Here is an 18,730-nt window from a genome sequence, read left to right as displayed (position 1 = left end):
CGGCCCAATGCTCGCATGCCTGGGAGGAGAAGGCTCGAGCCGTGACTTGGGGGTCTCAGTCACTAACATTGCCAACATCGCCGATCCCGCGTGCAAAGTATTTCACGTCCCCACGCTGTTTCTCATTTCGCATGATTCACGGAGGTCCGCCGGCAGGACATGAGACACCGGCTCGCGTGACGGAACCGGGTCGCATTCAGCGAGCCTGGGTGACGCCAATGCGTTCCGGCTGGTGCACCGCCAACGTGCCGGCGTGTCGCCTGTCAGACGTTTGAAGACGGTCGAGAAATGCGCCTGCGTGCAGAAACCGACGGCCAGCGCCGCCTCGACCAGCGGCGTCTCGGTATTCGACAGGAGAGATTTTGCATGCTCGATGCGCTGTTGCAGGAGATACTCGCGCGGCCGGTATCCAGTCGCGGCGCGAAACTGCGCTGCGAAGTGCATCCGGGACAATCCCGCGACGCCGGCGAGGTCGGACAGGCTGATGGAGTGGTCGAAGCGCGCCCTGACATACTCCTCGACGCGTCGGAGCCGCCATTTCGGCAAGGCGTTGACTTTCGTACGCGGGGGCTCGCGCCGAGCGACGTGCATCACCAGCGTCTGGGCGATGCAGCACGCAAATTCGCGATCGGCCGAATGGCCTTGTTCGGTCAGCGCCTTTGCGAGCTGCTCGGCGAACGGGTCGCGCAACAGAAGGAGATCGTTCAGGCATTCGGGCGCGAGCGGCTCCGTTCCCTGCTGTGGAGATGGAAAGCAATTGGCCGAGATGTGGAAGTGCAGGAAATCGCACGGCGCAAGAAACTGCGCGCGGAGCGGCTTCGACGGCGCGCCGACATAGAGTGTGCCTGCCGGCATGGCGCCGTCGAAAATGGTCTGACTGCCTCTGGTCAGCTTGAGACGTGTGCTCTTCAGGGCGATCGAGAAGAAGTACCGGTCGGGAGGCGTCGTTGCATCCTCGCGCCTGACGGCCGTCTGCGCATAGGTAAAGCGCGAGATCGTGATGTCCTCGCGCGCGACGCCCGCGCGTTGCTCGGGCTGGCGCCATTTTCGTTCGTGGGGGAATGCGCGTGCCCCCTGAGAGAAATCCGGTTCGCGGGCGCCGGGTTGATGTGTCAATCGGGCGCCGGCCGCTTGCATATCGGTGAGCATCGTTCGTCCCGTCTTTTGGATTCCGCTGCCGCGGTGACGGCTGCTGAATGCCATTGGTTGACGCTCGAACGATATGTCTGATGCCGCCACAAGGCCCGTTAGCGTTGCTGAAATCGTGTTAGATTTTGCGAAAGCTGCAGGTGCGTCGGAACGTCGCGAAACTCCGAATTAAGCAAGAAGAATCAAAGGCCTGCGCTGTGAGCTCCGATGTTGCGGCGCGATGCAGCTCTCTTCAGGTCGGGCGATCTGACCGGATTCAGGGAAGGCGTGGCGAGGCATCGATGCCGGGGGTGAGTCCGGGCGCGATCTTCTCCGCCGGCGGAATTGCGGGCACCCGCGCGTAGGGAAGCGCCGTCACCTCGGGAGGCTGCTGGGATGGGGATTGGAGGCAGTTGGGTCGCGGCGGATCTCCTGCGCCGAACACATCGAACATTGGGTCCACGAAGGTCGTGCGGAGCCGATGAGGCCAGGTCTGGCGATCGACCGCATCGGGCTGCCGGATCGTCACCGTGGCCGTCATGCCGGAGACCAACGGCACGCCCGGCGGCACCGTGTCGATGGCGACACGAACCGGTATGCGCTGTGCAAGCCGCACCCAGGTGTAGATCGGGTCCACGTTGGGCAGACCTTGCGTGCCCGCCGCGGCGTTTGACGGGCTGATGCCGCGGGTCACGGTTTTCACATGTCCCAGGATCGGCTTGGAGTAACCGATGAGCTGTGCCTCGACGCGATCGCCGACGCAGACATGCGCCATCTTGGTTTCCTCGAAATAACCGTCGATCCAGAAGCTGTTGGAATCGATGATGGAGACGTTGGTGACGCCGGTCAGCGCATAGTCGCCGACACGTAGCAGGAGATTGGTGACATAGCCGTCGACGGGGCTGAGCACATTGGTGCGCTTCAAGTTCAATTCCGCCTGTGCAAGCTGGTGAGCGGCCGCTGCGTAGGCGGCCTTCGCCTGCGAGGCATTGCCGGCGAAGATCTGCTGCTCCTCTGGCGTCGTCGCGAGGTCGGACAGACGCCGGCGCCGGTCGGACTCGGCCTGCTTCACCTCGAGGTCCGCCGCTCGCTGGTCGACGAGGGCCTTGCCGATGCGGACGGCTACGTCGAAGTCGAAGGGATCGATGACGTAGAGCACGTCACCCTTGTGGACGAACTGGTTGTCGGCCACCCGCAGCTCCACGATTTTGCCTGCGATCTGCGGCGCGACATTGGCGACCTGCACGCGCACGCTGCCATTGCGCGTCCAGGGCGCGGTGACATAGTGCTGCCAGGTTGCAACCGATATCAGAATAGCGACCAGGGCGATGGCAAGGGTGGCAAAATGCTTGCCGACGCCAGCCATGAAACGCCCGGCGGCCTTGCGCAGCGACCGCGTCAATGACGTCGCCTGCCGGGAAGCTTCGCCATCGTTCGCGGCGCGGTCGCTGGTCGCGCGCGCCGCGGCCTCCGTCGGGCTGGAACACGCGACGGCGTCGGCTGCGTCCGCCCGTGCTTCGGCTGAAGATTCGGGGTGGGGCGGAAAGGCCGCATCTCGAGGCAGAGCCGCGTCCATGACTTTCTCCCTAGCAAAAGAGCGCGAGCAGGCCGAAGATCGACACGTAGAGGCAGAGCTCGGCCAGCGACGGGTTGCTGAAGATTCTTGTAAATCCCACGAAGCGCAGCACCGGGCGGAGCAGCAGGAATGCGAGCAGCGCCGTGGCCGCATAGGACACGATCGGGGCGATCAGCACGCCGCCCACGACGAGTTCACGATAAGTATTCGTCACGGATGCGTCCCCTGGCCGGAACCGGCGAAACCCTGCCATGGTTCGAGGACGATGCTGGCCGGAACGAGCGCGGCGAGCACCGGATCGACAGACAGGTTGCTTCGGGCAGCCGTCTGGCGCAGCGCCTCGGCGGCAGTCAGGATTGCGCCTCCATCGCGTAGGGTGAGCGCGGCTCGCGCGGCGCGCGCCGCGTCGCCGAGTGAGGTCTCGGCCAGGCGGTCCAGTTCGGCATGGCACCGTCGCAGCACCACGGCCTCGTCGAAGCAGCGCAGCGCTTCCGCGACGACCCGCGGGGGAGGTGCCGTGGCGCCGTTCGTCGTCAGGATCTGCTCGATCCGGGCGGCATCGCGAAACGCGGCTTCCTCCGGCGCGAGATGCCGGGCTCGCCCGGAATCGAGGCGGCTCAGCTCGCGATGGGCCTCGTCCAGCAGCAGCCGGATCCTCCGTTCGCCGGACAAGGACGGCAGCAGGAGCTGCGCTGCGAAGACCAGAACCGAGGAAAGCTGGGCAAATAGACACGTCACAAGGAATACGTCGGGGTCGTAGCTCTGCGGATTGCTCGGTGCGAGAATGACAAGCGTGAATACGAGGGAGAGCCGGCCGAGCGGCGGCAGGATGCCGCTCGGCAGCGTGATCAGCAGCGCTGCGCCGATCACGAGAGGCGCAAGGCCGATCGCCAGCAGTTGAAACTCGGATACGCCGTTGAAGACGAGGTATTTCAGGATGCCGGCGAGCAGGCATGCGATCGGCATGGCAAAGACCGCCAGTGTCGTGAAGGCGCGCGGATCCGGAGCCGTCGCACTCAGGCCGATGATCACTGCGGCAAGCGAGAGGCAGAGCGCGGTGGTCGGCCATCCCGCCATCACGAAGATGATTGCAATGAGGATGAAGTGGATCGCGGCCCTGACGCCGGCTTCCGCCGCAATGCGAGGCGAGCGGTAAAGCGGCGCGCGCCATTGCCGGAGTGGATAGTTCCCGGCCCGCAGTGCCTCGAGACTTTCGCGCACGTCTGCATTCCTGCGGATGATCTCGTCGCGCAGATTGGTCCGGCAGATCGCGATCAGGCCGGAGGCGCCGGGGTCTCGGTCGTCCCGGGACGTCGCGGATGCGGCCGGCAGCGCGGCAAGCGTGCGGGCGAGCGCGAGCTCGCTCACGAGGCCCACCATCGCGGAGCGTGCGGCTGCGGTTCTGGCCGGGCCGCTGATCGACTCCGTGACGAGGCTCGCGATCTCCGGATGCAGGGCCGCGACATCGCGCAACATGTCCGCAGCAGCCGTCGCGGATGAGGCTTCACCGCGGACGGCGCGTTGCGCGAACTCCGTGACCCGGTGATGCAGTGTTTCGAGGCGGTTCGCCAGAACCGGATGATAGTCCGGCGCGGCGAGCACCTCGTTGACCAGAGCGACCGCGAGGACGCCGATGGCGATGGCGGCGCCCCGGGCGACGCCGGTCGGAAACACTTGCAACGGGCTGTCGATCTGTTGGATGGCAATCAGGGCAACGGTGATGCAGCTGAGAGCCGCCGCATAAGCGCGATTGCCGTCCAGCATCCCGGCGACGTAGACGCAAAGTCCGACCCAGATCCCCAACACTGCGGGCAGCAGCGCGCCGGTTTGGGAAAAGGTGCCGGCGATGGCGATCGATGCGATCACGCCGATGGCGGTTGCGAGCAGCCGATAGCCCGCCTTTTCCATGCCCTGCGCGCGCGTGGGCAGCGCCAGGATTGCCACGGTGACGGCTGCCGACGAGGGGGATTCGAGTTCGAGCCAGAAGCTCACATAGAGTGCGAGGAGCATTGCCAGCAGGACGCGCAGCGCGAACGCCCAGGAACTCACCGGGAAGCCGGCGAAGACCCGCGGGCGGATGTCATCGGCAGCGCTGGTGGCGTCACCTGGCAATTATGCTCCCTCCATGCGCGGCAAAGCATGCGGCCTGCCGGCGTCGCGAAATCAAAGGGGAGCATGAGCTGTGCCGGCCGGTATTTTCGGTCCATCAACCTGCTTTCGGGAACGCACGCCGGGAAGGCGCAGTTTGCCCGAGCCGGGGCCCGACTATTGCGGCGCGTGGCCCGCCAGGGCCTCTTCGAGGCGGCGGATGATCTCGTCGCCGCTGGATGGCTTGCCGAGATAGCAATGCGCGCCAGCCGCCATGACGCGCTGGCGCACGGGTTCGCTCGGGAAAGCGGTCATGAAAATGATCGGGAAATGGCGGCCGGAGGCAACCAGGCGAGCCTGCAATTCATCGCCGGTAATGACCGGCATCTGAACGTCGGCGATCATGCAGGCCGGATCTTCTCCCGCCGGTTCCCGCAGGAAGGCGACGCCGGACTCGTAGGCGTGGGCTTCATAGCCGAGCGAACGCACGAGGCTCGCCAGCGACGCGCGCACGCCTTCGTCGTCGTCCACGATCGCAATCACCGGGGTTTTGGCCATTGGCACACATCCTGACCGCTGTGTTCCGCAGGGAGGATATCTCCCATTGGGCGGCCGATGGGGCCTTATGCACCGTGCGGCAGTCCCGCCGGAATTATACTCAGGTTTGGTCCGTAGTCTTTCGGTTCTGGGAAATCCCGAGCGCTTCGGCCTTGCGAACGAGGTCGGCCAGCGACCGGACCTCCATCTTGCGCATGACGTTGCCGCGGTGGATCTTGACGGTGATCTCGCTGAGGCCGATCAGGCCTGCCACCTGCTTGTTCATCAAGCCGGCGGTCACATGGCCCATCACCTCGCGCTCGCGCGCCGTCAGGCTCTCATACTGGATCCGGATATCCTCCTTCGTCGCGGCTTCCGCACGGCGCTGCGCATCGCGCTCGAGCGCTGCCGTCACTGCATCGAGCATGTCCTGATCGCGAAACGGCTTGGACAGGAAATCCACGGCGCCAGCCTTCATGGCGCGCACCGACATTGGAATGTCCCCATGACCGGTCATGAAGATGATTGGATATCTGATGCCCTGGCGGGTCAGTTGCCCCTGGAGATCGAGGCCGCTCACGCCCGGGAGCCGGACGTCCAGCACGATGCAGGCCGGTTTGTCGGGCATGACGCCGCCAAGCAGCTCGGCCGGTGAGCCGAACAGGCGTGTCTCGAGGCCGACGGATCGGAACAGGCTGTCGAGCGAGGCACGAATGCTCGCGTCGTCATCAACGATGATGACGACTGAACTGGAGGATTGGGCCGGCGGTTGCACTTGGTTTGGTCGTGTCATGGCAAGGCGTGTTCTTGGCTAAATGGCAGTGTCAGGTGGAATGTCGCGCCCGAGCCCGGAGAGCTCTCCACGGACAATCGGCCGCCGTGAGCTTCCACCGTCGTTCGGCAGATCGCAAGTCCCATGCCCATGCCGCCGCCCTTGGTGGTGAAGAACGGATCAAACAGGCGCGGCAGGTCGTCCGGCTGGATGCCCGGGCCGCTGTCCTCGACCGTGATGGCGAGGTTTTCGCCGTCCACGGTTCCGGCGCGCAGCGTAACGGTGCGGGAACCAGGCCGGCCTGACATGGCCTGGCCGGCATTGATCAGAAGATTGACCAGGACCTGCTGAAGCTGGATCCGGTCGCCGCGAACCGGCGGCAGGCCATGCTCCGTCTCGACGATGAGGGTGACGTCGTCCTTGACGAGCTCGCGCGCGACCAGGAGGGTCGCTTCCTCGATGATCTCGTCGATCTGCAGCAGATCCTGCTGGGTAGGGGCCTTCTTCAGGAAAGTCCGGATGCGGGTCACGATCTCGCTGGCGCGGCGGCCCTGAGCAACGACGTGACCGATCGTCGCCGCAACCTCCTTGAGATCGGGCACGTCGCGGCGCAGCCACCGCAAGCCAGCCTCGCCGCTGGTGACGATCGCTGCCAGAGGCTGATTCACCTCGTGGGCAATGGACGCGCTGAGCTCGCCGAGGGTGGCGACGCGCGCGGCATGCGCCAGCTCCGCCTGCGCCGCGAGCAGCGCATCCTGTGCCTGCTTGCGCTCGGTGATGTCGATGACGAAGGCGAGCACGTTGCGATCTCCGTCGGGCTCGGCCGGAAAGGTGATCGTAAACATGACGGGAACCTTGCGTCCGTCGAGACTCACGAAATCGGTCTCGCCTTCGTGGAACCGCTCTCCTTCCGCGAATGCGATCAGCGCGCCGAGGAAACGGCGGTGGTTCTCGTCCAGAAGCCTGTCCACGTTCGCGATGAAGGCCGCAGAGTCGCTTGCTCCCGCCATCTTCTGGAGGGCCGGATTGACGTCGGTAATTCTGGCGAGCCGGCGGACATGCCGCACGAATTCAGGATTTCGTGCAAGGTAGTCCCGCAACGTGGCGCCTCCGGTCTCCAGCGAATTCAGCGCGGTCCGCACTGCGCTCCAATCCTCCTCGACGATGCCGACCCGGCTTGCGTCGAACATCCGGCGGTATCGCTGCTCGCTCTGCACCAGCGCGTTATGTGCCGCGACGCGGTCCGTGACGTCGGTGTGGGTTTCAAGGACTCCAACGGGTTTGCCGAGATGGTCGTGCTGGAGCGCCCATCTTGCATCGACGGTGAGTGCGCGGCCGGCCTTCGTCCGCTGCTCCAGCCTGCCTTCCCATCGGCCGATGTCGAGCAGGCCGGCCTCGATGGCCTCTCGCCGGTCGGGATATTTGGTTCTCAGCAGCGCGTCGGCGAGTTGCCCGACCGCCTCGTCGGCCGACCAGCCGTAGGCCTGTTCCGCGGCCCTGTTCCAGAAACTGATCACGCCGCCGCGATCCCTGACGAAGATCATGTCATGCGAGAGATTGAGCAGGCGCGCCTGCGCCGCGAGGCGCTTCGTCGCCGCCTGATTCTGGAGCGCCAGCAAGGTCGTGATTCCGATGGCTGCGAGGCTCACCAGCGCACGAAGGGCAGGCGAGGCGATCGCCTCCAGATCGTGCGACAGTAGATAGGCGGTTATGGTCAGGACGCTGCAGCCGACAGCGGCGGCGATGATGTCGTTACGCCGGTGCGTCCTCGCCGCGAGCAGGATCGCAACGACGTAGAGAACTGCGACCGCGCCCTCGAGCGGCGTCAGCACATCGACCAGGAAAACCGCGAAAGCGAGGACGGCAGACCAGAACCGCAAGCCGGCGCGGCTCATCGATGAACCCGTGGCCCGATCAAGACTGGTCATCGTCGCTGGTGGTCGCTCTGCTCATTTTCGGTCACGTTGATGCCGCGATTTGATCGGGCCGACAACATGCGGCAACATGATTTTCGTGCTCTCTTGAAAGACGTTGCCGCGGTTCGATCCCGCGCGCGTGCCGATGAGGCACATTCCCCGGCAAAAACGGGGTTTTGCGTGAGTTTCCGACCATTGGCGAGCGCGTCAACATACCGCAGGGCGAGACCAGTTCCGCCATCGCGGCGAACGGGACGTCCGCGCGGCCGGCGACGCCACGGTCATACCTAGGTATGACGCGATCAACCCGAGAACCTATCCGGTGCACCCGCGCGTAGAATGGAGCGCGGGGACCGCCGAACTACTCTGCTCCCACATTCGGACGAGCCATTGGGTCTCGCCGGATCGAAAATGGGACAAGGAGTTCGACGATGTCGCTACAGATGTCACACCCGCTAGGCGCGAAGGATCATGTCGTCGGCTCGATCGGCGTCTCGGCCATCGATGGTTGCCAGTCCGGGCTTGCGGAACGTCCCGATCGCGCCGGCGAAAAGGCGATGACGCTGTCCCTCGTTCACCTCGATGTGGCCCTGGCCATCGAGACGCCCCCGCCGGGCGTGCGGAGATGCGCCGGCGACGGGCCCAGCTTCAGGGTATCGGCGAAACGCCTCGCGCGCATTTCCGTCGAGACCGATCGGGAGGCCGGTGCAGGCGAGTTCCCGGACCCGGTGATGCGAAGCCTCTCCGATGCGCTCGCGGCAACCGAAGCGGCCCATCATCCTCACTCCGCCATCCTTGCGGACGCCTTGCGTCTTGCCATCCTGACCCGCAGAGCCAGCCGGCCGACGGCCGTCGCGCGCAACGAGACCCATCAGGCCGACGAGCGGTGCCGGTCTGTGCGGTCATTGCAAAAATGGCGCCTGAAGCGCGTGCTGCAATATGTCGACGAGAATTTGGCTGGCAAGATCACCTTGCAGCATCTGGCGGCGGTCGCCGGCCTCAGCCGCATGCACTTTGCCGCGCAGTTCCGCGCGGCCGTCGGCATGCGGCCTCACGACTTTCTGCTGAAGCGGCGGATCGAACGCGCCCAGGAACTGCTGAGGCGCGCCGACGTCTCGCTGGTCGACGTTGCCTTGACCGTCGGATTCCAGACCCAGGCGCATTTCACGACGGTATTCAAGCGTTTCGCCGGCGATACGCCTTATCAATGGAGGAGCGCCTACCTTGCGCAATTCCTGCCGCTGCCTCGCGCCGAAGTTGGGCCGTCATGAGCAGTGTTGGCATTGAGGCCCTGATGCTGCCGCTGGCCGGCATTCACCTGGCTATGACGCACCATGAAGTCACGGGCGTGCTGGAGATCGCCCGTGCTCTCGGTAACTCCTATCGCCTGGCATCTTCAGATCCGGGATCCGGCGCTCTCTATGGCCGGTTCATTTTCGATTTCTGCCGAACCATCGTCACGGTGCTCGCGCGATAGCCTCGAGCCCTTTACAAGCGGGGCAGGTCAAGCGTTAACACTGCGATGGCAAACCGCAGAGCGAGAGTCATGAGAGCCTACAAAGTCGTCGACGCTTTCTCCTCCAAACCCTTCCTGGGAAACCCCGTCGCAGTCGTCCGTGATGCCGAGGGGCTGGCGACGGCCGAAATGCAGGCAATTGCCCGCTGGACGAACCTGTCGGAAACGACATTTCTCTTGCCGCCCACGAGTTCCGAGGCGGACTACCGCCTGCGCATTTTTACCCCCCGCAGCGAACTGCCGTTTGCCGGGCATCCGACGCTCGGCAGCGCCCATGCCGTGTTGGAGGCAGGCCGCGTGATGCCCCGGGGCGGTCGTCTCGTCCAGGAATGCGGTGTCGGGCTGGTGCGGATTGCCGTGGAGGGCGACGGCGCGGAGAGGCGTCTGACGCTTGCGTTGCCGCCGGCGAAGGTCACGGCTCTTTCAGCCGCAGACGTCGACGAATTGGAGGCAGTCATCGGGCATCGGATCGTTCGCGAGGTGGCTCCAGCGATCGTGGATGTCGGGGCCGTCTGGGTCGTCGCGCAACTTGCCGACGCGGACAGTGTGCTCGCGCTGACCCCAGACTTCCGGCGCTCGGCTGCCTTCGAGAAGCGGCTCGGTGTGACCGGGCTCTCGCTTTTTGGCCGTCACGCTGATGGCGAGGCGGCTATCGAGGTGCGTTCTTTTGCACCATCATGCGGCGTCGAGGAGGACCCGGTATGCGGCAGTGGAAACGGCGCCATCGCCGTGTTCCATCGCGACCGCGGTCTCCTCAAGGCCGGGACGAGCTACACGGCGGCGCAGGGGCGCTGCGTCGGGCGCGATGGCCGCATCGCCTTGGCGATCGAAGCGGACGGCGAGATCAGCGTTGGCGGCGCTTGCGTTACGTGCGTGGATGGCAGGATTGCCGATTAAGCCACAGGTCGATGGTCGATCATGCCGCGCTTCGGCTGCGGTATGCATATTGAGTCAGACCCGCTAACGCACCGCGACCGCGACGGCAGACAAGGCTGCCGGAAGGGACCAGGCCCAGTCTCCCAGTACTGAAACAGCCGCCGCGGCGGCGACACAGCCGAAGATGAAGCCGAGCAAGCGATGGAGCGAGCGACCCAGCGGCGTTGAATCATGCGGCAGCAGAGGGGTGCGTGGAGCGAGCAGGTCCATCGCCGACAAGACGGCATTGGCCAGATTGCCGGTCATCACCGCCGTCGAGATCGCGCCCGGCAGAGCGAGGCGAAGGAGCGCGTACTGGCAGGCCATGGCCGACACGGCGATCATCGCGGCCGCGCCGGCCCGGGATCCAGCCGCATCGGCAGACGGCCTTGTGATGACGCTGAAGATCAACAACGCGGCCAGCACGAGGAACTGAACCCGAAGCAACAGTCGCGCCAGGCTCGAACCGTGCCGGCCGGAAGCTTGGGCGATCAGCCAGACGGTCGCCAGGGTCAGCATGAAGACGGGAATCGCCAACAACTGTGCCCAATGAAACGAGCCGCCATCGATGGCAACGACGGCGGCCAGCACGATATTGCCGGTCACGTGAGCCGTGAAGATATGACCCAGCGTGAAGAAGCCGGTGAAGTCGACCATTCCGGCGATGATGCTGAGCAGCGGTGGCAGCCGCGCCTCCAGGCGCGACAGCTCCGCTGCGTCATCCGCTGAATCCGCGGACCTTTGCAGCACGATGAGGTCTCTGGCGAGCAGGGACATCTTTGGCTACTCCGATGCTGGCCGTTCGCATGGGCCGCTCACTGACCGCCGGCTACTGTGCCGTCCATCCGCCATCGACCGCGATCGCGGTGCCCGTGATCTGGTCCGCCGCAGGCGAGCACAGGAAGGCCACGGTGCCTCCAAGCTGCTCCGGAGAGACGAACTCGGATGACGGTTGTTTCTCGCCCAGGAGTGCCTTGGCGGCGTCCTTTTGACTGATGTTTTTCTCTGCGGCGATGTCGCTGATCTGCTTTTCGACCAAGGGCGTCCGCACCCAGCCGGGACAGACTGCGTTGCAGGTCACGCCGCTGCCGGCGGTCTCCAGGCCAACCACCTTGGTCAGGCCGATCAACCCGTGCTTGGCGGCGACGTAGGCCGCCTTGTGCGTCGAAGCGACGAGGCCGTGGGTTGAGGCGATGTTGACGATCCGGCCCCAGTGCTGCTTCTTCATCTGGGGCACTGCCGCCGCGATGCCGTGAAACGCGGCCGACAGGTTGATGTCCAGGATCGCATGCCACTTGGCCGACGGAAATTCTTCCACCGGCGCGGTGAACTGGATGCCGGCATTGTTCACGAGGATGTCGAGGCGTCCGAACGTCTCGATTGTCGCGGCGATCAATCGGCGCACGGCATCGCCCTTCGACATATCAGCGCCATCGTAGACTACGCGCACGCCGTGCTCGCGCTCGATCCCGCTGCGGATGGCTTCGATCTCGCCGGGGTCGCCGAAGCCGTTCAACACGAGGTTGACGCGGAGCCTAGCCAACTCTCTGGCGATTCCGAGCCCGATACCGCTGGTCGATCCGGTGACGATAGCGACCTTATCCTTCAACATGGGAGTTCCTTTCGACGTCAGGTGGGGTGGGGGACTAGTGGGTCCCGCCGGCCTCGATCTGGCCGGGCTTCTTCAGCATCATGGAGGCGGCGAGTGCGACGATCAGCGCGACACCGAGCAGGTAGAACATGTCGCCGAAAGCCAGGATGAAAGCCTGCTTCTGCACGATCTTGCCGATCGCGACATAGGCGCGGTGAGCGGCGTCGATGCGATCGGTCACGCCGTGGTTCATGAAATACTGCGTCAGCTTCTCGAGCCTGGCTTGTGTGGCCTGCTCCAGCAGCGAGACCGACTGCGTCAGCACGTTGGAGTGATATTGCTCGCGCTTGGTGAGCAGCGTCTGCAGCAGCGCGATGCCGACGGCGCCGCCGAGGTTACGCATCATGTTGAACAGGCCCGAGGCCGAACCCGCGTTCTCCGCCTCGATGCCCGATGTCGCGACAGCGGACAGCGGGGCGAACACCAGTGCCTGACCGAAGGCGCGGACGACGTTCGGCCAGAAGAGCTGGTCGGTGGCGTAGTCGTTGGTCATCGAGATGTTCATGAAGTTGGAGGCTGCGAACAGCGCAAAGCCGACACCGATGATGAGCCGCGCGTCGAAGCGCCGTAACAGTTGCGGCACCAGCGGGATCAGCAACAGCTGCGGCAGCCCGGTCCACGCCAGCACCATGTCGATCTGCTCGGCGTTGTAGCCCTGGATGCGCGATAGATAGACCGGCAGGATGAAGACCGAGCCGTAGAGCGCGATGCCGAGCAGGAAATTGGCGAGGATACCGAAGCCGAAATTGCGACGCGCCAGGAGGCGGAGGTTCAGCAGCGGCTTCCTGGCCGCCAGCTCGATCCACAGGAAGGCCGACAGCGCGATCGCCGCGACAATCGACAGCTTGACGATGAACGGCGAGCCGAACCAGTCGTCCTTGTTGCCTTCCTCGAGCACGGTCTGCAGCGCGGCGAGACCGATCGCCATGGTGGCGATCCCGGCCCAATCGCCCTCGCGCAGCAGCGACAGCTTCATCGGTTGCGACTCGAGCGAGACGAACAGCAAGCCGATCATGACCGCGCCCGGCACCAGGTTGACGTAGAAGATGTACTGCCAGCCCCAGTTCTCGGTGAGATAGCCGCCGATGGTCGGCCCAATCGCGGGCGCAAAGGTCGCGGAGATCGCAAACAGCGCCAGCCCGATCGGCTGCTTCGCCTTTGGCAGCAGCGTGATGATGAGCGTGAACGCCATCGGGATCAGCACGCCACCGGTAAAGCCCTGAACGGCGCGCAACACGATCATCTGCGACAGGTTTTGCGCCAGCGCGCAGGCCGCCGAGAACACCAGGAACAACGTCGCATTGGTCAGGAGATAGATGCGGATCGAGAACGCCTGCGCGAGCCAGCCGGACAGCGGGATCACCACAATCTCGGCGATCAGGTAGGAGGTCGAGATCCAGCCGCCATCATCGATACCGGCTCCGATCGCGCCCTGGATGTCAGCCAGCGAAGCGTTGACGATCTGGATGTTGAGCACCGCCATGAAGGCGCCGAGCGTGGCGCCGGCGATGGCGATCCAGGTCTTGGCGGAGACCGCCGGAGTCGGTGTGATGACGGACCGCTCGTCTTCGCCGGCGGGCACGGCATCGATGGCCGGTTGCAGTGTGGTCATGGTTGTCTGCTCGTCGCTTGCGAGAGAAGCATTGCCTGAGCGGACTGTCCGGGAGGAGACAACCGCCAGGGACGCGTGTTCATTCAACTGCGAGGCTCGGGGCGCTGCGATGCGAGACGCTTTTTGCTTTCGCGTTCGGCGATCGCCGCCGATCTGGTGTTGATGGTCGGCTCGGCCGACATGCCGGGACGGAGCAGGCCGGTCAGGCTGCGGTCGTCGAGGACGATTTTCACCGGCATGCGCTGGACGATCTTGGTGAAGTTGCCGGTCGCGTTGTCGGGCGGCAGCAGCGCGAACTCCAGGCCGCTTGCCGGGGACAGGCTGTCGACATGGCCCTGCAGTCTGGTGCCGCGGAAGCTGTCGATGGTCAGCTCGACGGGCTGGCCACCGCGCACATGGGTGAGCTGGGTTTCCTTGAAATTGGCGACGATGTACACGGCATCGAGCGGGACGACGGCCATCAACTGCGTACCGGCCTGGACGAATTGCCCGACCCGGAGCGAGCGCGCACCGACGGTGCCGTCGACCGGCGCGATGATGCCGGTGTAGGAGAGGTTCAATGCCGCCTGCTGCTCGACCGCGCGGGCGCGGTCGCGCTGCGCGACTGCCCTGGCGCGTTCGGTGGAGAGCACGTCGACCTTGCGCTCGGCCGCGAGCAGGCCCGACTTGGCGTGCTGCAATTGCGCGGCGGCGGCGCGCAGTGCCGCGTCGGTCTGCTGCGCGCGCTGCACCGTACCGGAGCCCGTCTTCATCAGCCCGTCGTATCGGGCCTGCTCTTCCTGCGCGAAGTTCAGATTGGCCGTGGCGGCCGCGACATCGGCCGTGCCTTGCTCGATGATCGGCTGCTGCAGGGCAAGCTGTGCATCGAGATTGCGGACAGCGGCGTCGGATGCGGCGACGTCAGCGCCGGCCTGATCGAGCGCGGCGCGGAAATCGCGATCGTCGATCTTTGCCAGCAACTGGCCGGCCTTCACCATTTCGTTGTCGCCGACCAGGACCTGCGCGATATAGCCCGACACTTTCGGCGAGATGATCGTGGAATCCGCCTTCACGTAGGCGTCGTCCGTGGTCTCCAGATAGCGGCCGATGGTGAGATAGTGGTGGCCGAACTCGGCTGCGGCGACGACGCCCAGGGCCAGTGCCAAGGCGAGGGCGGCCCGCCTGATCGCCTGCCCGGACGGCCGAAGGCTGGCTTTGGCGTCCTGCTCGGGAGCATAGGGAATGGAAGACATGGTATTCTCCGAAACGAGGTGGGCGGTGAGATTCAGTCGCGGCGATGGACGTCGTGGGTGACGATGCCGAGCTCGGGAGCCGGCGGGTCCAGGCGTCGCGGATCGGCCAGCGTGCGGCGGATATCGTCCAGTCCGCTCTGCCAGTGAGCGCGCATCGCGCTCAACCCGAACTCGTAATCCCTCGAATGGCCCTCGTGGATCTTGGTCTGATAGATCAGGTGCACGATGTTGTAGCAACGATGGCGCGCCATCTCCGCAATCGCGCGGATCTCGGGATCGTGCCTGGCGGCGTCCGGCAATTTCGCGATCGTGCGCTGCAAGGCCTGACGCATCTTCTGCATCCGCAGCACCTGGTCGGTCACGGCGCGTGTGCGGCTCGAATACTGGATGTCCTTCTGCCGGCTCGACACTTCCATCATGTCGTGGGGAACGTGGCCCTTGGCCGACCAGAGATCGATCTGGAACGTCAGCGTGTCACACGGCTCGCCGGACAGCACGCGGGATAAAGGCGTGTTCGAAACCACGCCGCCATCCCAATAGTGCTCGCCTTCGATCTCGACGGCGGGGAAGCCCGGCGGCAGCGCGCCCGATGCCATGAAATGCTTCGGTCCCAGCCGGCGCTCGGCGGTGTCGAAATAGGTCAGGTTGCCGGTGCGGACGTTGACCGCGCCGACGCTGACGCGCACGTCGCCCGAGTTCAGCCGGTCGAAGTCGACGAGCCTTTCCAGCGTCCGGTGCAGGGGGGCCGTATCGTAAAAGCTGGTCGCGGCGTCGCCCGAGAACGGTGACCAGAGCGGCGAGGGGAAGCGTGGCTTGAAGAAGCCAGGCTGGCCATGGATCAAGGCCCGCGCCGCCGCCATCGCGTTGCGTACCGAGTTGATGTCGAACGCAAACGGCAGGGCGTTGGCGAGCCCTTCGCCGGCGGGCCACTCGATCGAAAACGCGCAGATGGTTTCCCAGAACTCGCGCAACCGTGCAACACGCTCGCCTTCGGGCGAGCCCGCGATGATCGCGGCGTTGAGCGCGCCGATCGAGATGCCGGCCAGCCAGTTCGGCCGGATGCCGGCCTCGTGCAGGCCTTCATAGACTCCGGCCTGATAGGCGCCGAGTGCGCCGCCGCCTTGCAACACCAGGGCGACGACATCGTAGGGCAGCGAATTGCTCCGCTGCGGCACAGGATTGGTTTGCTCGCGCATCACGTTCAGCATTTTGAGGACTCCCGATGGTACGGATGATGTCGATCAGCCGGCATTCGCGTCGACCAGGGTTTCGGAGGATCCGCGCCGCCGCACGATTTCGCTCGAGGCCAGATAGTCGTGGACCACGGTGCCGAGCCCGAGCGTCAGGTCGGCGACGATATGCTTGGCCGAGAGCACCTGGAGCACCGGCAGTTCGGCGACGGGGGCAAGGGCGTGCGAGTACAGGTCGAGCGCTGCCGGCCCAGTCCAGGCGCCCTTCACGGTGATGTCTTCGAGATGGAAGCGCACCAGCTCGCAGATGCGCGGCGTGCCGTCGACATGCGGAATGATCTTGAGCAGGAAATTCGGTGCGGCGAGCTTTTTTGCTTCGGCCGCGGCGTCCAGGGCCCGGTGCTTGTAGCCCATCGTGCCGGTCGCGATGCGGACCGAGCCGTAGTTCAAGGTGCCGACCAGGGTGTCGGTCTCGACCTCAAGCTTCGGCTGCGCCAGCTTCTTGGGAAAGCCCCAGAGCTCGCGCCCGCCCGCAATTGGCGGATGATCGTTGAGGAACATCTGGTGGACGAAGCTGCCGGCCTTGCCCTGATAGGACACCGGAACGACCTGCCCACTTTCGGTGTAGTCGCCAAATCCGGTCGAGTCCGGCATTCGGATGAACTCATAGTTCACCACCGGTTCGGTGATTTCGAGTGGTGCGGGCACGATCCGGCGCAGTGCCTCGGGATCTGTCCGGTACTGGATGATGAAGTATTCGCGATTGATGAAGCGATAGGGGCCGGGCGGGAAAGCCGGGCTGGTCAGTGGCATGGCGAACGCGCTCGCGCGCACGGTTTCGTGTTTCATCATGGTCGGCTCCGGTTGGTATGGGGTGATCGGGCCGGGCTCGCGCACGGTCGACGCGGCCCGGTTTCGCGCGAGGCAGCTACACCTCGCCGACGTGCTCCGGATCGGCCGAGGCCAGCGCGGCCGCACGTTCCGGTCGGGGCGGATAGATCCAGACAGTATTGATCTGCTGCTTGGTCCGCTTCGCCTCGTCGCCGACGAGCTCGAGCTTCCGATCCCAGCCTCGCGTGAAGATCGCGCCGGCTTCTCCCAGATCGAGGCAGGTGGCGTAGGCCTTCTGGTGATAAGGCCTGGTCGCGACACCCAAAAGTTCGGCAGCGGCATTGTTGCCGGCAAACGCGCCCATTCGCGTGGCATGCTGGCACGACATCAGCGCGTGGTTGCCGACGTCGTCACACGCTGCTTTGGCGGCATCGCCGGTGGCAAAGACGCCGGCCACGCCCGGCACTCGCAAGTCGCGGTCGACAAGGAGGCGGCCCAGATTGTCGCGCTCGGCCGGGATCTGCGCGGTCAAAGGAGCGGCGCGCATGCCCGCGGCCCAGATCACGGTCTCCGCCTCGATGTGTTCGCCGCTGGAAAGCGTGACGCCAGACTTGTCGAGCGACGCGACACCGGTGCCGAGACGGGTCTCCACGCCAAGCTTGCGCAGCGCATCCTCAATGACGGGGCGGGAATCTGTGCCCATATCGTGAGCGATCGTACTGTTGCGATCGACGATGACGACGCGTGCCTTGGAGTTCTTGCCGAGGACCGCACGCAGCCGCGCCGGCATCTCCGTCGCCGTCTCGATACCGGTGAACCCGCCGCCGGCCACGACGACCGTATCGCGTCCGTTCCTTGCAGGCCGATCGGCCAGATCATGGAGATGCCGCTCGAGCGCAATCGCATCGTCGAGCTTGTCGACGCTGAAGGCGTGCTCGGCGATGCCGGGGATGTTCGGTCGGAAAAGCCGGCTGCCGGTGGCAACGACCAGCCGATCGTAGGAGAGAGTCTGCTTCGTGCCTTCGGCCGTGACGAGCTCGATCGCACGAGACTTGGTATCGATGGTCCCGGCGCTGCCTTGCACGTAGACGACGTCGATGGCCTTCAACACGTCTTGCAGAGGTGCCGTCAGGGTCTCGGGCTTGCTTTCGTAGAGGCGGGGCCGAACCACGAGCGTCGGCTCCGGTGCAACAAGCGCGATCTCGAGTTGTTCGGGCGAAGCGCCCTGAATGTCCCGCAGGCGCGCGGCGGAAAGTGCGGCGTACATGCCGGCAAAGCCGGCGCCGATAATGACGAGTCGCATTTGATGATCTCCTGTGGATTGAGCTTTCCGGGCATGGGCGCGTCATCGCCGCCGCCACTCTCGTGGCGGATCGTCGAGACCGATGACGCGAAGACGTGACGCGAGATCGCGAATTCTCAGGGAGAGGGGCAGCCTGGCATCGAAGCCATCGGCGGCGGCCAGCGGTGCCGAAAGAAAATTGGCTCGATGGCGTTCGGACGCCAATCGGCGTACGGGAGCTGGCCGCCATCCCTGTCGATGATGGGCATCACCGGACTTGCGTCGTGTACGGACTGCGCCGGTATTTCCACTTCCTCGCCGGTTGCCGAGGTGAAGCGAACGGCCAATGAAAGTCCGTACATGATGGCGCTTGCGGCCATCCTTCGTCGCGGCACGAGTTTGACCGGACTAACGAAGTTCTTCCAGGTCATTGTTCGTCTCCGTCTATTGGATCGAGGGCACCCTGATCATTTAGCGGAGCGGA

18 protein-coding genes are annotated in these 18,730 nt (G+C 65.0%); 3 read left to right on the top strand and 15 right to left on the bottom strand.

Annotated elements, in window-relative coordinates; translation table 11 throughout:
- Positions 1-102: 102 nt before the first annotated feature.
- From AB7290_RS28665 to AB7290_RS28635, 7 genes are all read right to left on the bottom strand, one after another.
- Positions 103-1,149, bottom strand: a complete 1,047-nt coding sequence (locus tag AB7290_RS28665; protein WP_063986513.1) for a helix-turn-helix domain-containing protein — start codon at positions 1,147-1,149, stop codon at positions 103-105.
- Positions 1,150-1,405: 256 nt separating this feature from the next.
- A complete protein-coding gene (locus tag AB7290_RS28660; RefSeq protein WP_085401738.1) occupies positions 1,406-2,704 on the bottom strand; it encodes a biotin/lipoyl-binding protein in 1,299 nt (432 codons plus the stop codon).
- Between the two features lie 10 nt (positions 2,705-2,714).
- Positions 2,715-2,918, bottom strand: coding sequence for a DUF1656 domain-containing protein (locus tag AB7290_RS28655; RefSeq protein WP_028155834.1), 204 nt, complete (start codon positions 2,916-2,918; stop codon positions 2,715-2,717).
- Positions 2,915-4,816: an FUSC family protein gene (locus tag AB7290_RS28650; RefSeq protein WP_135215366.1), complete on the bottom strand. Its 1,902-nt coding sequence runs from the start codon at positions 4,814-4,816 to the stop codon at positions 2,915-2,917. Before AB7290_RS28650 ends, AB7290_RS28655 begins: the two co-directional genes overlap by 4 nt.
- Positions 4,817-4,969: 153 nt before the next feature.
- Positions 4,970-5,350, bottom strand: a complete 381-nt coding sequence (locus AB7290_RS28645; protein WP_038955794.1) for a response regulator transcription factor — start codon at positions 5,348-5,350, stop codon at positions 4,970-4,972.
- A gap of 100 nt (positions 5,351-5,450) precedes the next feature.
- The gene (locus tag AB7290_RS28640) at positions 5,451-6,122 is read right to left on the bottom strand and encodes a response regulator transcription factor (protein WP_038944749.1); all 672 of its coding nucleotides are present in this window, start codon (positions 6,120-6,122) and stop codon (positions 5,451-5,453) included.
- Complete coding sequence (locus tag AB7290_RS28635) at positions 6,119-7,996, bottom strand: PAS domain-containing sensor histidine kinase (RefSeq protein WP_245344105.1); 1,878 nt, start codon at positions 7,994-7,996, stop codon at positions 6,119-6,121. The genes AB7290_RS28640 and AB7290_RS28635 overlap by 4 nt, the downstream gene beginning before the upstream one ends.
- A 452-nt stretch (positions 7,997-8,448) precedes the next feature.
- Between AB7290_RS28635 and AB7290_RS28630 the strand changes: the two genes are divergently transcribed.
- The 3 genes from AB7290_RS28630 (at position 8,449) to AB7290_RS28620 (ending at position 10,430) form a co-directional block, all read left to right on the top strand.
- Positions 8,449-9,288, top strand: a complete 840-nt coding sequence (locus AB7290_RS28630) for an AraC family transcriptional regulator (RefSeq protein WP_085401735.1) — start codon at positions 8,449-8,451, stop codon at positions 9,286-9,288.
- Between the two features lie 23 nt (positions 9,289-9,311).
- Positions 9,312-9,494, top strand: coding sequence for a hypothetical protein (locus AB7290_RS28625; RefSeq protein ID WP_244623230.1), 183 nt, complete (start codon positions 9,312-9,314; stop codon positions 9,492-9,494).
- Between the two features lie 69 nt (positions 9,495-9,563).
- A complete protein-coding gene (locus AB7290_RS28620) occupies positions 9,564-10,430 on the top strand; it encodes a PhzF family phenazine biosynthesis protein (protein WP_085401733.1) in 867 nt (288 codons plus the stop codon).
- A gap of 63 nt (positions 10,431-10,493) precedes the next feature.
- On the opposite strand, the gene AB7290_RS28615 is transcribed toward AB7290_RS28620, so the two are convergent.
- The 8 genes from AB7290_RS28615 to AB7290_RS28580 form a co-directional block, all read right to left on the bottom strand.
- Positions 10,494-11,225: a YoaK family protein gene (locus AB7290_RS28615; protein WP_085401732.1), complete on the bottom strand. Its 732-nt coding sequence runs from the start codon at positions 11,223-11,225 to the stop codon at positions 10,494-10,496.
- A 52-nt stretch (positions 11,226-11,277) separates the two neighbouring features.
- Entirely contained in the window at positions 11,278-12,060 is a 783-nt protein-coding gene (locus tag AB7290_RS28610) for a 3-hydroxybutyrate dehydrogenase (protein ID WP_085401731.1), read from the bottom strand.
- 34 nt (positions 12,061-12,094) lie between these two features.
- Positions 12,095-13,711, bottom strand: a complete 1,617-nt coding sequence (locus AB7290_RS28605) for an MDR family MFS transporter (protein WP_085401730.1) — start codon at positions 13,709-13,711, stop codon at positions 12,095-12,097.
- Between the two features lie 83 nt (positions 13,712-13,794).
- Complete coding sequence (locus tag AB7290_RS28600) at positions 13,795-14,943, bottom strand: HlyD family secretion protein (RefSeq protein ID WP_085401729.1); 1,149 nt, start codon at positions 14,941-14,943, stop codon at positions 13,795-13,797.
- Between the two features lie 32 nt (positions 14,944-14,975).
- A complete protein-coding gene (locus tag AB7290_RS28595) occupies positions 14,976-16,151 on the bottom strand; it encodes a DUF3734 domain-containing protein (protein WP_085401728.1) in 1,176 nt (391 codons plus the stop codon).
- A gap of 33 nt (positions 16,152-16,184) precedes the next feature.
- Positions 16,185-16,982, bottom strand: coding sequence for an acetoacetate decarboxylase (locus AB7290_RS28590; protein WP_085401773.1), 798 nt, complete (start codon positions 16,980-16,982; stop codon positions 16,185-16,187).
- A 79-nt stretch (positions 16,983-17,061) separates the two neighbouring features.
- Positions 17,062-18,267, bottom strand: coding sequence for an NAD(P)/FAD-dependent oxidoreductase (locus tag AB7290_RS28585; RefSeq protein WP_085401727.1), 1,206 nt, complete (start codon positions 18,265-18,267; stop codon positions 17,062-17,064).
- A 116-nt stretch (positions 18,268-18,383) separates the two neighbouring features.
- The gene (locus tag AB7290_RS28580) at positions 18,384-18,677 is read right to left on the bottom strand and encodes a hypothetical protein (protein WP_085401726.1); all 294 of its coding nucleotides are present in this window, start codon (positions 18,675-18,677) and stop codon (positions 18,384-18,386) included.
- Positions 18,678-18,730: the final 53 nt, after the last annotated feature.

The organism is Bradyrhizobium sp. 613_E4_N2_2, assembly GCF_052075995.1.
Lineage (GTDB): Bacteria > Pseudomonadota > Alphaproteobacteria > Rhizobiales > Xanthobacteraceae > Bradyrhizobium > Bradyrhizobium barranii.
The sequence above is the reverse complement of the archived record's forward strand: the minus strand, read 5'-3'. Positions and strand labels throughout refer to the sequence as shown.

Coding starts and splice junctions, on each gene's coding strand:
- AB7290_RS28635 (WP_245344105.1), bottom strand. CDS start 7,996: ATGAGCCGCGCCGGCTTGCGGTTCTGGTCTGCCGTCCTCGCTTTCGCG.
- AB7290_RS28620 (WP_085401733.1), top strand. CDS start 9,564: ATGAGAGCCTACAAAGTCGTCGACGCTTTCTCCTCCAAACCCTTCCTG.
- AB7290_RS28590 (WP_085401773.1), bottom strand. CDS start 16,982: ATGAAACACGAAACCGTGCGCGCGAGCGCGTTCGCCATGCCACTGACC.
- AB7290_RS28600 (WP_085401729.1), bottom strand. CDS start 14,943: ATGTCTTCCATTCCCTATGCTCCCGAGCAGGACGCCAAAGCCAGCCTT.
- AB7290_RS28615 (WP_085401732.1), bottom strand. CDS start 11,225: ATGTCCCTGCTCGCCAGAGACCTCATCGTGCTGCAAAGGTCCGCGGAT.
- AB7290_RS28625 (WP_244623230.1), top strand. CDS start 9,312: ATGCTGCCGCTGGCCGGCATTCACCTGGCTATGACGCACCATGAAGTC.
- AB7290_RS28630 (WP_085401735.1), top strand. CDS start 8,449: ATGTCGCTACAGATGTCACACCCGCTAGGCGCGAAGGATCATGTCGTC.
- AB7290_RS28660 (WP_085401738.1), bottom strand. CDS start 2,704: ATGGACGCGGCTCTGCCTCGAGATGCGGCCTTTCCGCCCCACCCCGAA.
- AB7290_RS28610 (WP_085401731.1), bottom strand. CDS start 12,060: ATGTTGAAGGATAAGGTCGCTATCGTCACCGGATCGACCAGCGGTATC.
- AB7290_RS28665 (WP_063986513.1), bottom strand. CDS start 1,149: ATGCTCACCGATATGCAAGCGGCCGGCGCCCGATTGACACATCAACCC.
- AB7290_RS28605 (WP_085401730.1), bottom strand. CDS start 13,711: ATGACCACACTGCAACCGGCCATCGATGCCGTGCCCGCCGGCGAAGAC.
- AB7290_RS28580 (WP_085401726.1), bottom strand. CDS start 18,677: ATGACCTGGAAGAACTTCGTTAGTCCGGTCAAACTCGTGCCGCGACGA.
- AB7290_RS28640 (WP_038944749.1), bottom strand. CDS start 6,122: ATGACACGACCAAACCAAGTGCAACCGCCGGCCCAATCCTCCAGTTCA.
- AB7290_RS28645 (WP_038955794.1), bottom strand. CDS start 5,350: ATGGCCAAAACCCCGGTGATTGCGATCGTGGACGACGACGAAGGCGTG.
- AB7290_RS28595 (WP_085401728.1), bottom strand. CDS start 16,151: ATGCTGAACGTGATGCGCGAGCAAACCAATCCTGTGCCGCAGCGGAGC.
- AB7290_RS28585 (WP_085401727.1), bottom strand. CDS start 18,267: ATGCGACTCGTCATTATCGGCGCCGGCTTTGCCGGCATGTACGCCGCA.